General features: G+C 69.4%; 10 protein-coding genes. 6 read left to right on the top strand and 4 right to left on the bottom strand.

Going from position 1 to position 12233, the window contains the following annotated elements; translation table 11 throughout:
* Positions 1-1746 (bottom strand): sensor histidine kinase, encoded by a 1746-nt coding sequence (locus ASC64_RS19465; RefSeq protein WP_156385301.1) that lies wholly within the window; start codon positions 1744-1746, stop codon positions 1-3.
* Positions 1747-1889: 143 nt separating this feature from the next.
* On the opposite strand from ASC64_RS19465, the gene ASC64_RS19460 reads away from it, so the two are divergent.
* The 3 genes from ASC64_RS19460 to ASC64_RS19450 all read left to right on the top strand — a co-directional run bounded on the left by ASC64_RS19460 (position 1890) and on the right by ASC64_RS19450 (position 4580).
* Positions 1890-3035 carry an acyl-CoA dehydrogenase family protein gene (locus tag ASC64_RS19460; RefSeq protein WP_056909198.1) on the top strand — a complete coding sequence of 382 codons (1146 nt, stop codon included), beginning with the start codon at positions 1890-1892 and terminating at the stop codon, positions 3033-3035.
* A 130-nt stretch (positions 3036-3165) separates the two neighbouring features.
* Positions 3166-3756 (top strand): RNA 2',3'-cyclic phosphodiesterase, encoded by a 591-nt coding sequence (thpR, locus tag ASC64_RS19455; RefSeq protein ID WP_056909197.1) that lies wholly within the window; start codon positions 3166-3168, stop codon positions 3754-3756.
* 92 nt (positions 3757-3848) lie between these two features.
* Positions 3849-4580, top strand: coding sequence for a VIT1/CCC1 transporter family protein (locus ASC64_RS19450; RefSeq protein ID WP_200937919.1), 732 nt, complete (start codon positions 3849-3851; stop codon positions 4578-4580).
* Between the two features lie 46 nt (positions 4581-4626).
* Here ASC64_RS19450 and ASC64_RS19445 read toward each other — a convergent pair whose 3' ends face one another.
* Positions 4627-5652 (bottom strand): LacI family DNA-binding transcriptional regulator, encoded by a 1026-nt coding sequence (locus tag ASC64_RS19445; protein ID WP_056909196.1) that lies wholly within the window; start codon positions 5650-5652, stop codon positions 4627-4629.
* A 125-nt stretch (positions 5653-5777) separates the two neighbouring features.
* Here ASC64_RS19445 and ASC64_RS19440 point away from each other — a divergent pair, with 125 nt between their 5' ends.
* From ASC64_RS19440 to ASC64_RS19430, 3 genes are all read left to right on the top strand, one after another.
* Complete coding sequence (locus tag ASC64_RS19440) at positions 5778-7085, top strand: extracellular solute-binding protein (protein ID WP_056909195.1); 1308 nt, start codon at positions 5778-5780, stop codon at positions 7083-7085.
* Positions 7086-7204: 119 nt separating this feature from the next.
* Positions 7205-8218 (top strand): carbohydrate ABC transporter permease, encoded by a 1014-nt coding sequence (locus tag ASC64_RS19435; RefSeq protein ID WP_082550648.1) that lies wholly within the window; start codon positions 7205-7207, stop codon positions 8216-8218.
* Entirely contained in the window at positions 8218-9135 is a 918-nt protein-coding gene (locus tag ASC64_RS19430) for a sugar ABC transporter permease (RefSeq protein WP_082550647.1), read from the top strand. The genes ASC64_RS19435 and ASC64_RS19430 overlap by 1 nt, the downstream gene beginning before the upstream one ends.
* Positions 9136-9153: 18 nt before the next feature.
* On the opposite strand, the gene pntB is transcribed toward ASC64_RS19430, so the two are convergent.
* Positions 9154-10578 (bottom strand): Re/Si-specific NAD(P)(+) transhydrogenase subunit beta, encoded by a 1425-nt coding sequence (pntB, locus tag ASC64_RS19425; protein WP_056909194.1) that lies wholly within the window; start codon positions 10576-10578, stop codon positions 9154-9156.
* A gap of 1 nt (position 10579) precedes the next feature.
* A complete protein-coding gene (locus ASC64_RS19420) occupies positions 10580-12115 on the bottom strand; it encodes a Re/Si-specific NAD(P)(+) transhydrogenase subunit alpha (RefSeq protein WP_056909193.1) in 1536 nt (511 codons plus the stop codon).
* Between the last annotated feature and the right edge of the window lie 118 nt (positions 12116-12233).

The raw sequence follows: 12233 nt of genomic DNA, 5'->3' as shown, positions 1-12233 counted from the left end.
TCAACGTACGTCGCCGGGCGTGGCCAGGGGGAGCCGCACGGTGAAGGTGGTGCCCTCGCCGAGCACGGAGGACACCTCGACGTCGCCGTCGTGGAGCCTGGCCACCTGCTGGACGATCGCCAGGCCCAGCCCCGTGCCGGGGCGGCGGCGGGCATCCGGGCTCGCGGAGCGGAAGAACGGCGTGAACACGTGCTCCAGCTCGTCCGTGTCGATCCCGATGCCCGTGTCGGCGCACTCGAAGCGCAGCACGTCTCTGCCCGCGACAGTCTCCGTAGCCACGGTGAGCGTGATGGTGCCGCCCGCGGGGGTGTACTTGATGGCGTTGGAGACCAGGTTGGTGAGCAGCCGGCGGACGCCGGCATCCTCCCCCGTCACCACCACGTTGTCGGTGACCCTCACCCGCACCTCGAGCTGTTCGGCATCGGCGAGCGGGGACAGGAACTCCACGCACTCGTGCACGCAGGCGGACACGTCGACCGGACCGAACGAAGCCTTCGCAGGATCCCTGGCCGTGGCGAGCGCCATCAGGTCCTCGACCATGTCCTCGATCCGGCGTGCCGCGCGACCCATCGCGTCGAGCGGCCCGGTCACCCGTGCAGGCAGGTCCTCCTCGCGGACGAGGTCGAGGTTGGTCCACATCACGCTGAGCGGGTTGCGGAGCTCGTGAGCGAGCGTGGTGACCATGTCGCGCCGGTAGTCGTCGAGGGCCCGGAGCTCGTCGTTGAGCTTGCGTTCGCGCTCGACGACGCGGGCGTCGAGGAGCATGCCTGCGAGGTCGGTCGCCACCACGGACGCCGCGTTGATCTCGGAGTCGGTCCAGCGGGGGGCGTCTGCGGAGCGGCCCAGACCGAGCGTCCCGAGGAAGTCGTCACCCAGCCCGATCGGGACGAGCAACCACGAGACCAGGCCGCGCTCCTCCATCTCCGCCACCAGTGCGGGTGGCGTCGGCACGGCCCCCTCCTGCGTGCCCCAGGTGTGACCTCGCTCGACGACCACGTGCCCGCGACGTCGCCACACCTGCATCATCACGTCCTCGAGCCGGGGCAGGTCGGGCCGCAACGCGCGGAGGGCATTCCCCTGCAGCACCACGTCGACGCTGTCGACGTTCATCCGCTCGACCATGGCGCTGGTCATCTGCGCCAGCACGTCACGCAGCCGGCCGCCCGGGGTCGTGGTCCGCATCGCCGCACGAGCCTGGTTGACCATGCGCACCTGCTCGCCGTAGAGCTCACGCTCGACGATGCTCACCACCGCGTCGAACATCACCTCGATCTCGGCGTTCATCGCGGCGATCGACCCGGTCGTCGGACGTCGTCCGGAGAGCGGCTCGTCGAGGTAGAGCGTGGCGCGCAGCTCGCCGTCGTCGTTCTCCAGCAGCCGCACCAGTCGGTCCTGGGCGTGCCACGCGTCCTCGAGGTCGCTCTCCGGGATGTCGGGCGTGTGGCCGTACTGCCTGATCCACTCACGGGTCTCGTCGTCGACCCGTTCCTCGGGGACGTGGAGCCAACCCTCGATCTCGAAACCGAAGCCGACGATGTTCCTCATCTGCAACGGGGCGGCCATGCCGAGCAGCTGGGCACTCGCTTCGGGACTACCGGCGATCGCGACGAACTCGAGGTTGCCGTCCGAGCGCAGCGCCTCGATGGCGGCGACCTTGTAGCCCGAGCGCCGCACCACCTCCTCGGCGATGGCATGGAGGACAGCGCGTTGGGACTCGTTGCCCCACGCCTGTCCTCGTGGACGCATCCACGTCGATCCGTTCGCTGCCACTGCGCTCCCGCCCCCCGCAACGAGTGAGTTCGGGCGAGGTTACGTGCCATGCGGCGTCCGCGGTGGAAGTTCCACGAGAAGGTGCCCGAGCCTTCGTGACTCGCGGGTAACATAGCCGCATGAAGCGTGACATCTACGACGAGGACCACGAGGCCTTCCGCGCCTCGGTGAAGCAGTTCCTGGACCGCGAGGTCACCCCGCACCTGGAGACGTACGCCGCCGGGCACGGCCTCGACCGCGACTTCTGGCTGGCCGCGGGCAAGCAGGGGTTCCTAGGCCTGGAGATCCCCGAGGAGCACGGCGGCTCCGAGGCCGGCGACTACCGCTTCAACGCGGTGCTCACCGAGGAGCTCGCCAAGGTCAACATGACCCTGCCCAGCTGCGTCGGCATCCACGCCGACATCACGGTCCCCTACCTCGTCCACCTCACCAACGACGAGCAGAAGGCGCGCTGGCTCCCGCAGTGCGCGACCGGCGAGATCGTCACCGCGATCGGCATGACCGAGCCGGGCGGCGGCTCCGACCTCGCCAACCTCAAGACCACGGCCGTGCGCGACGGCGACGACTGGATCATCAACGGGTCCAAGACGTTCATCACCAACGGCGGCTCGGCCGACATCGTGCTGGTCGCGGCCCGGACCAGCCCGGAGAAGAAGGCCAAGGGCATCTCGCTGTTCGCCGTGGACACCACCCTCGACGGCTTCAGCGTCGGGCGCGTGCTCGACAAGGTCGGCCAGGACGAGTCCGACACCGCCGAGCTCTCCTTCGAGGACGTCCGGGTCAGCAACGACGACCTCGTCGGCCCGCTGGACACCGGCTTCATCTCGATGATGCAGTTCCTCCCGCAGGAGCGCCTGGGCTCGGCCATCACCAACCTGGCCCACGCCAAGCAGATCCTCGAGGAGACGGTCCAGTACGCCAAGGACCGCCAGGCCTTCGGCCAGCCGATCGGCGCCTTCCAGAACACCCAGTTCCTGCTCGCCGACCTGGTCACCCGCGTCGACGTCACCCAGGCCTTCGTCGACCAGTGCGTCGTCGCGCACACCAGGAAGGAGCTGACCCCGGTCGACGCCGCCAAGGCGAAGTGGTGGACCTCGCAGGTCCAGAACGACGTCCTCGACCACTGCGTCCAGGTCCACGGCGGCTACGGCTACATGAACGAGTACCGCGTCGCCCGCGCCTGGCGCGATGCGCGTGTGACCAAGATCTGGGCCGGGTCGAACGAGATCATGAAGATGCTGATCGGGCGCGACCTGGGCCTCTGACGGCCCATCCGTCGGTGGTTGAGGTGCGAGGAGCGCCAGCGACGAGCCTCGAAGCCGCGCAGAGCAGCGTGGTTTCGAGGCTCGCTGCGCTCGCACCTCAACCACCGAGAAGAGGCGGGAGGGTGGACCCATGACGCGCATGTTCGTGGCGGTCGTCCCGCCGGCGGAGGTCGTCGAGCACCTCGAGGAGCTCTTGGCTCCCCGCCGTGACGCGGCGGCCTTCCGCTGGTCCGACCCGTCGCAGTGGCACCTCACACTGGCCTTCGCCGCCGACGTGCCCGAGCGCAGCCTCGACGACCTCGACGCGCGACTGACCCGGGCAGCCGCCAAGCGGCACGCCTTCACGCTCCGGGTCGCCGGCGGGGGCGCCTTCCCGCACCCCGACCGGGCCCGGGTGCTCTTCGGCCGGCTCGACGCCGACGACGACGCCCGCACCGAGCTCGACCGCCTCGCCACGAGCTCTCGCGCCGCGCTGTCCCGCGCCGGCGTCCGCGCCGACGGGCAGCGCTTCCGCCCGCACCTGACCCTGGGCCGGCTCGGCCACCCCGAGAACGTCACGTCGTGGGTGCGGCTGCTCGACGCCTACCGCGGACCGGAATGGGTCGTCGACGAGGTCGCCCTCGTGGCCTCGCACCTCGGCGAGGGGCCACGGGGCCGGCCCCGCCACGAGGTGGTGGCGTCGTACGACCTCTCCCGACCGGGCGGTTCCTCCCCGTCCTGACGCCGGTCAGCGTGCGGGACGGGGACGACGTGCCCGGTGAGCCGAGGCTGTCCTACGTTGCAGGGCGCTGGCCTGCGAGGAAGGATCGGGGTGTGAGCCTGGAGATCGGAACGGACGAGGACCCGCAGCACTTCCACGACGACCTGGGCGACAACGTCGGCACCCGGTTGAACTGGCTGCGTGCCGCGGTGCTCGGCGCCAACGACGGCATCGTCTCCACGGCGGGCGTCGTGATGGGTGTCGCGGGCGCGACCGACGACAGCGGCGCCATCGTGATCGCCGGCATCGCCGCCCTGACCGCAGGCGCGCTCAGCATGGGCGCCGGCGAGTACGTCTCGGTGAGCACCCAGCGCGACTCCGAGAAGTCGCTGCTCCAGCTCGAGGCGATCGAGCTCGAGCGGATGCCCCAGACGGAGGAGGGCGAGCTGGCGAAGATGTACCAGGACAAGGGCCTCTCCGCCGCGACCGCCAAGCAGGTGGCCCGCGAGCTCACCGAGCACGACGCCCTGCGCGCGCACGCCGACATCGAGTTCGGCATCGACCCCGACAACCTGACCAACCCGTGGCACGCCGCGTGGGCCTCGATGGTGGCCTTCACCGTCGGCGCCCTGCTGCCGCTGCTCATCGTGGCGTTCGTCCCCGACAGCGCGCGGGTGCTGGTCACCGTGCTCAGCGTCGCCATTGCCCTCGCGCTCACCGGCTTCGTCAGCGCCCGCATCGGCTACAGCCCGAGGGTCCCCGCGATGGTCCGCAACGTCTCCGGCGGCCTGCTCGCCATGGGCGTCACCTACCTGATCGGCATGCTCGCGGGCACGCAGCTCTGATCTGGATCTGACAAGAGGTCCGATCAGGGCCTGACCAGGGATCCGGTCAGTGCTCTGCCCGGTCCGGCGCCGGACCGGTCGAGGCCCGCAGCACCAGCTCGGGCGCGAACAGGTACTCCCGCGAGGCGACCGGGTCACCCCCGATCGCGTCGGCCAGCGCCGAGACCGCGGTGCCGCCCATCTGGGCGACCGGCTGGCGCACGGTGGTGAGCGGCGGGTCGAGGAACGCGACCAGGGGCGAGTCGTCGAAGCCGACGACGGAGACGTCGCCCGGGACGGTGAGCCCCTCGGCCCGGGCCGCCCGGATGGCTCCGATCGCCATCATGTCGGAGCCGCAGACGATGGCGGTCGCGCCCTGCTCGAGCAGCTGCCGGGTGGCGGCCGCGCCGCCCTCCACGGAGAAGATGGTCTCCGCGATCCAGCCCCGGGCTTCGCGCTCCCCCAGTCCGAGGTGCGTCCCGAGCGCGGTGACGAAGCCTTCGTGCTTGCGGGCCGAGGGCATGAAGCGCGCCGGGCCGATGGCCAGGCCGATCTTGCGGTGCCCCAGGTGGGCCAGGTGGGCGACCGCGACGTCCATCGCGACGTGGTCGTCGGCGGAGATGAACGGCGCGTCGACCCCGTCGACGTAGCCGTTGATGAAGACCACGGGGAGCCCGCGCTCCAGCAGTGCCTGGTAGCGCCCGTGGTCGGCGCGGGTGTCGGCGTGCTTGCCGGAGACGAAGATGATGCCGGCGACACCGTGGTCGAGGAGGGATTCGACGTACTCGTCCTCCGACAGGCTGCCGGGTGACTGCGTGCACAGCACCGGGGTGAACCTGCGCCGCGCCAGGGCGTCCTCGATGACCTGCGCGAACGCCGGGAAGATGGGGTTCTCCAGCTCGGGCACGACCAGGCCGACGAGGCCGGCGCTGCGCTGCCGGAGCTGGGCCGGGCGCTCGTAGCCCAGGACGTCCAGCGCCGTGATCACCGCCTGGCGCGTGCTGTCGCTGACACCCGGCTTGGAGTTCAGCACCCGGCTCACCGTGGCTTCGCTGACGCGGGCTTCGGCGGCGATCTGGGCCAGGGTTGCCATGCGCCGAATGAAAGCACCCTTGCAGCCACGTTGCAAGGTCTTTCATTTCCTGCATGTCCTTGCTACGGTCCGGTGACCACCGTCACTGCGCCTTGCTCACAGGCGCGCACTCACTGGGAGAACCAATGCGTCGACTCAAGGCCGGCACCGCCGGCGTCGCCGTGGCCGCCCTCGCCCTCACGCTCGCCGCGTGCGGAAGCGACAGCGATGACTCGGACAGCAACACCGACAACAGCGAATCCAGCGGCTCCACCGACCTCAGCGCCGAGCTGACGTGGTGGGACACCTCGGACCCGGCCAACGAGGGTCCGGCGTTCAAGGAGCTCATCAAGAAGTTCAACGCGGAGTACCCGGACGTCAAGATCAACTACCAGTCGGTCGACTTCGGCAGCGCCCAGAACGACTTCAAGACCGCGGCCAAGGCCGGCAAGGGCGCCCCCGACATCCTGCGCGCCGAGGTCGCCTGGGTCCCGGAGTTCGCCTCGCTCGGCTACCTCTACGCCCTCGACGACACCGAGCTCCTGGACAACAACTTCCTCGAGACGCCGCTCTCCAGCAACGTCTACGACGGCAAGACCTACGGCGTCCCGCAGGTCACCGACACCCTGGGCCTGATGTACAACAAGGCCCTCTTCGAGAAGGCCGGCCTCGACCCGGAGAACCCGCCCACCACGTGGGACGAGGTCAAGACCGCGGCCGAGGCGCTGAAGTCGAAGGCGAAGGTGGACGGCATCTACGTCAACGCCGCCGGCTACTTCATGCTCCCCTTCATCTACGGCGAGGGCGGTGACATCGTCGACGCCGACGCCCAGAAGATCCTGATCAACTCCCCGGAGGCGGTCACGGGAATCGAGACGGCGGTCGACCTGGTCAAGAGCGGCGCGGCTCCCAAGCCCGACGCGGCCGACTCCTACGGCACCATGATGACCCTCTTCAAGGAGGGCAAGGTCGGCATGATCATCAACGGCCCGTGGGAGGTCGCCAACATCGAGTCCGACCCCAAGTTCGGCGGGTTCGAGAACCTCGGCATCTCCGCCGTCCCGGCCGGTTCCGCCGCGGCTGGCGCCCCGGTGGGCGGCCACAACTACGTCGTCTACTCGGGCATGGACGACGCCAAGGCCGAGGCTGCCATCGCCTTCGTCAAGTTCATGAGCTCCGCCGAGTCGGAGGCCTTCATCGCCGACGAGCTCGGCCTGCTCCCGGGCAACTCCGACGCCTACGACCTCATCGGCGACAACGCCAAGGTCACCGCGTGGAAGGGCGCGCTCGACGTCGCCCAGCCGCGTCCGTGGATCCCCGAGGGCGGTCAGTTCTTCGCCCCCCTCGACACCATGGCCACCGAGGTGATGGTCGAGGGCGTCGACCCGCAGAAGGCGCTCGACGAGGCTGCCAACACCCTGAAGTCCGACGTCGTCCCCGACTACTCCGAGTGACGACCGACTGACTGAGAGTCATCCGCGCGTCGGGGGCCGGGCCCACCGGCTCGGCCCCCGCCGCGCACCTTCTGGCACAGTGCCGTGCGCCGGCACGCGCCGTACGACGAGGAGCGCCCATGACCACCACAGCGCCTGTGCAGGTCGACGACAAGCCGCCGACACCAGCGGGGTCCCGCGGTCGTATGCGCCGTGCCTACGACCGCAGCTGGTTCGCCTGGGCGATGGTCATCCCCACCGTCGTGGTGCTGGGTGTGCTCGTCCTGTTCCCGCTGGTCCAGGGCGTCTACCAGTCCTTCACCAACCTCAACGAGGGCAACCAGTCCTCGGAGATCTGCACCAAGACCCTGGGTGGCGGCGAGGAGTGCAAGCCCAACCCCAAGGAGCAGAAGTTCGTCGGGATCGACAACTACAAGCGCATCCTCACCGGGGAGACCGGGCACTTCTGGCTCCAGTTCACCAACACGATCGTGTGGACCGTCTCGTGCGTGTTCTTCCACTACACGATCGGGCTGGGGCTGGCGGTGATGCTCAACCGCAGGTTCAGGGGACGAGGCATCTACCGCGTGCTCCTCATCGTCCCGTGGGCCGTGCCCGCCTTCGTCTCCGCCTTCGCGTGGCGGTTCCTGTTCAACCAGAACTTCGGGCTCATCAACGCCGTGCTGAGGAGCGTGGGGCTCGACCCGGTGGAGTGGTTCGCCCACCGCTGGACCGCGCTGTTCACCGCCATCGTGACCAACATCTGGCTCGGCGTCCCGTTCATGATGGTGGCGATCCTCGGCGGCCTGCAGTCCATCAGCGACGACGTCTACGAAGCCGCTGAGATGGACGGCGCGAGCCCGTGGCAGCGCTTCCGCCACATCACCTTGCCGGGGCTGCGTCCGGTCTCGGCGACCGTGATCCTGCTCGGCACGATCTGGACCTTCAACATGTTCCCGATCATCTTCTTCGTCACCGGCGGTGAGCCGGCCGGCAAGTCCGAGATCCTGGTGACCGGCGCCTTCCGCGCCGCCTTCGAGGGCCTGCGCAACTACTCGCTCGCCGCGAGCTACGGCGTGATCATCCTGTCGCTGCTGGTCGTGTTCGCCACCGCCTACCGACGAGCGATGAAGACCCAGGGAGAGGTGTTCTGATGACCGAGATGGTTCCCGCCGGCATCGAGACGGCACGCGTCGACGAGGCGCTCCCCCGCGACCAGCGCCCCCGAACCGTACGACGGCGCCGCGAGCGCAGCGTCCTCGCCTCCATCGGACTGCACGCCACGCTGGTCGTGGCGGTCTTCATCGCCCTCTTCCCCGTCGTGTGGGTGCTGCTGAGCTCGCTGAAGCCGCGCACGGAGATCGTCCGCTCCAAGATCGAGCTCTTCAACAGCCCGACCCTCGACAACTACCGGGCCGTCATCACCGACACGAACTTCCCGACCTGGTTCCTCAACTCGGTGATCGTGGCCGGCTTCACGATGGTCATCGGCATCTCGATGTCGGCCAGCGCCGGCTACGCCCTGGCGCGGTTCAACTTCGCCGGCAAGCGCGGCCTGATGTGGGTCTTCCTCATCACGCAGATGTTCCCGGTGGCCATCCTGATCGTGCCGATCTACACGATCATGGCCAACCTGGGCCTGATCGACACCAAGCTGAGCCTGATCATCGCCTACTGCTCGACCGCGGTGCCGTTCTGCGCCTGGATGATGAAGGGCTACTTCGAGACGATCCCCAAGGAGCTGGACGAGGCTGCGGCCCTCGACGGTCTCGGACCGTTCGCGACCTTCTACCGGGTGATCCTGCCGCTGGCGAAGCCGGGCATCGCGGTCACCGCGTTCTACACCTTCCTCACCGCGTGGGGCGAGGTCGCCTATGCCATCGCCTTCATCCAGACCGACAGCAAGCTGACGCTGGGTGCCGGCCTCCAGCAGTTCGTGCCGCAGTTCAACCAGCGGTGGGAGCTGCTCACCCCGGCCGCGATCTTGATCCTCATCCCCGCGGCCGTCGTGTTCTTCTTCGCCCAGCGCCACCTGGTCGCAGGCCTGACCGCCGGCGGCACCAAGGGCTGAGCGGCGGCCCCCTGTCGCTCAGCCCAGGGCGGCGACGATCTCGTTGACCTTGTCCTTCGCGTCACCGAAGAGCATCTGCGTGTTCTCCTTGAAGAACAGCGGGTTCTGCACGCCGGCATAGCCGGTCGCCATCGAGCGCTTGAAGACGATGACCTCCTTGGCCCTCCAGACCTCCAGCACCGGCATGCCGGCGATCGGGGAGCCGGGCTCCTCCAGGGCAGCAGGGTTGACCGTGTCGTTGGCGCCGATCACGAGCACGACGTCGGTGTCGGGGAAGTCGTCGTTGATCTCGTCCATCTCGAGCACGATGTCGTACGGCACCTTGGCCTCGGCCAGCAGCACGTTCATGTGCCCGGGCAGCCGGCCGGCGACCGGGTGGATGCCGAAGCGGACCTCGACGCCCTTCTCGCGCAGCTTCTTGGTCATCTCCGCGACCGGGTACTGGGCCTGCGCGACGGCCATGCCGTAGCCGGGGGTGATGACCACGGACGAGGCGTGCGCGAGGAGGTCGGCAACCTCGTCGGCCTGGATCTCGCGGTGCTCGCCGTAGTCGCGGTCCTCGGCCGGGGCGGCGATCCCGAACCCGCCGGCGATCACGGAGATGAACGACCGGTTCATCGCCTTGCACATGATGTAGGACAGGTAGGCACCCGAGGAGCCCACCAGCGCACCGGTCACGATCAGCAGGTCGTTGCCGAGCAGGAAGCCCGACGCGGCCGCGGCCCAGCCCGAGTAGCTGTTGAGCATCGAGACCACGACCGGCATGTCGCCGCCGCCGATGGAGGCGACCAGGTGCCAGCCGAGGGCGAGCGCGAGGACGGTGAGCGCACCCAGGACGACGTCGTGGCCACGACCACCGTCGCCGGAGACGTAGACGACGGTGAGCACCGCGAACAGCGCGAGCGAGCCGAGGTTGATCAGGTTCTTGCCCGGCAGCATCAGCGGGTCGGACTTCATCCGGCCCGAGAGCTTGAGGTTCGCCACGATCGAGCCGGTGAACGTCACCGCGCCGACGAAGATGCCGATCGCGACCTCGGCCTCGTGGATGTCGTTCAGGCTGGCGAGCGGGTAGTGGGAGCCCTCGATGTGGCCGTTGATGCCGATGAGCACCGCGGCCAGACCCACGAAGGAGTGCAGCGCCGCGATCAGCTCGGGCATGCCGGTCATCTCGACGATGCGGGCGCGCCACAGGCCGATCGCCGCACCTCCCGCGATCGCGACCAGCATGAGCGGGACCGCGAGGTTGCTGCCGGTGCCTGCGGTGGAGTCACGGTTGGCGTCGATGACGGCGATGACGGTGAACAGGAGCGCCACTGCCATGCCGACGATGCCGTAGGTCAGGCCGTTCTTGGCCGACTCGTGCTTGGACAGCCCGGCCAGGGACAGGACGAAGAGCAAGGAGGCGGCGATGTAGGTCGCGCTCGTTGCGGAGACGATGTCCACGTCAGGCTCCCTTGCTGAACATGCCGAGCATCCGACGGGTGACCGCGAAGCCGCCGAAGATGTTGATGGACGCCAGCAGGACCGCGATCGTCGACAGCACCAGCACGGTGTCGTCCTCGCTGTTGATCTGCAGCAGCGCACCCACGACCACCACGCCCGAGATGGCGTTGGTGACCGACATCAGCGGCGTGTGCAGCGCGTGGGCGACCTTGCCGATGACGTAGTAGCCGATGACGATCGACAGCATCAGCACGGTGAAGTGCCGGCGCAGGTCCTCGGTCGGGGCGAGCGCGTTGACGAGGCCGAAGACGGCGATGGCGCCGAGCACCAGGAAGGTCTTCGCCCGGGCGGTGAGCTCGACCTTCGGCTTCTCCTGCTCGGCCGTCACGGCAACCTCGGCCTTCGGTGCCGCCGAGACCTGCACGGGTGGCGGCGGCCAGAGCGTCTCCCCGTCACGGGTGACGGTGATGCCGCGCTGGACCACGTCGTCCAGGTCGAGCGTCAGCCGGCCGTCCTTCTCCGGGGTGAGCAGCTTGAGCAGGTTGACGACGTTGGTGCCGTAGAGCTGGCTCGTCTGCGCGGCCAGCCGGCCGGCGAGGTCGGTGTAGCCGAGGACGGTGACCCCGTTGTCGGTGACCACGCGCTGGTCGGTGACCGTGGCGGCGACGTTGCCGCCGTTGGCCGCGGCCATGTCGACGACCACCGAGCCGGGTCGCATGGCGGCGACGGTCTCGGCGGTCACCAGCAGCGGGGCGGGGCGGCCGGGGATCAGCGCCGTGGTGATGACGATGTCGGCGGCGCGCGCCTCCTCGTCGTACATCGCGGCGGTGGCGGCCTCCTGCTCGGCGGTCATCTCCTTGGCGTAGCCGTCGGAGGAGACCTCCTGCTCCATGTCGACCGTGACGAACTCCGCACCCATCGACTCGACCTGCTCGGCCACCTCGGGGCGTACGTCGAACGCGCGGACGACCGCGCCAAGCGACCCCGCGGCGCCGATGGCGGCGAGCCCGGCGACTCCCGCACCGACCACGAAGACCCGCGCCGGCGGCACCTTGCCCGCGGCGGTGACCTGGCCGGTGAAGAGCCGCCCGAACTCGTGGGCGGCCTCGATGACGGCGCGGTAGCCGGCCACGTTGGCCATCGAGGAGAGCACGTCCATCGACTGGGCGCGGGAGATGCGCGGCACCGCGTCCATGGCGAGCGCGGTGACACCCGCGGCGCTGAGCCGCTCGACGAGCTCCGGGCTGCGGGCCGGTGCCATCAGGCTGATGACCGTGGCGCCACGCCGCAGCCGGGCGACCTCGTCGTCGGTGGGCGCGTTGACCTTCACCACCACGTCGCTGCCCCACACGTCCTCGGCGGAGCCGACCTGGACGCCGGCCTCCGCGAAGGCGGTGTCGGGCTGGTCGGCCGCGACGCCGGCACCCGCCTCGACCACGACGTCGTACCCGAGGGCGGCGAGCTGGGTCGCGGTCTTCGCCGTGGCGGCGACGAGCGTCTCGCCGGGTCGGGACTCGCGCGGGATGCCGATGCGCACTGGTGCCTCCTGGGTGGGCCGGGTGTTGTGGACAGACCTCCGACGGCGTGCGGGCCGCGCACAACGTACCGAACGCCGCCCCCCGGGCGCCCGTGTCTCAGGTGACGCGCGTCACGGT

Source organism: Nocardioides sp. Root122 (assembly GCF_001425025.1).
Lineage (GTDB): Bacteria > Actinomycetota > Actinomycetes > Propionibacteriales > Nocardioidaceae > Nocardioides.
This window is presented reverse-complemented; position numbering and strand designations above follow the sequence as displayed.

Bases quoted from the DNA above. Each gene is read 5' to 3' on its own strand.
- ASC64_RS19465 (WP_156385301.1), bottom strand. From the start codon at position 1,746: ATGCGTCCACGAGGACAGGCGTGGGGCAACGAGTCCCAACGCGCTGTC.
- ASC64_RS19460 (WP_056909198.1), top strand. From the start codon at position 1,890: ATGAAGCGTGACATCTACGACGAGGACCACGAGGCCTTCCGCGCCTCG.
- ASC64_RS19430 (WP_082550647.1), top strand. From the start codon at position 8,218: ATGACCGAGATGGTTCCCGCCGGCATCGAGACGGCACGCGTCGACGAG.
- ASC64_RS19445 (WP_056909196.1), bottom strand. From the start codon at position 5,652: ATGGCAACCCTGGCCCAGATCGCCGCCGAAGCCCGCGTCAGCGAAGCC.
- thpR (WP_056909197.1), top strand. From the start codon at position 3,166: ATGACGCGCATGTTCGTGGCGGTCGTCCCGCCGGCGGAGGTCGTCGAG.
- ASC64_RS19440 (WP_056909195.1), top strand. From the start codon at position 5,778: ATGCGTCGACTCAAGGCCGGCACCGCCGGCGTCGCCGTGGCCGCCCTC.
- ASC64_RS19435 (WP_082550648.1), top strand. From the start codon at position 7,205: ATGACCACCACAGCGCCTGTGCAGGTCGACGACAAGCCGCCGACACCA.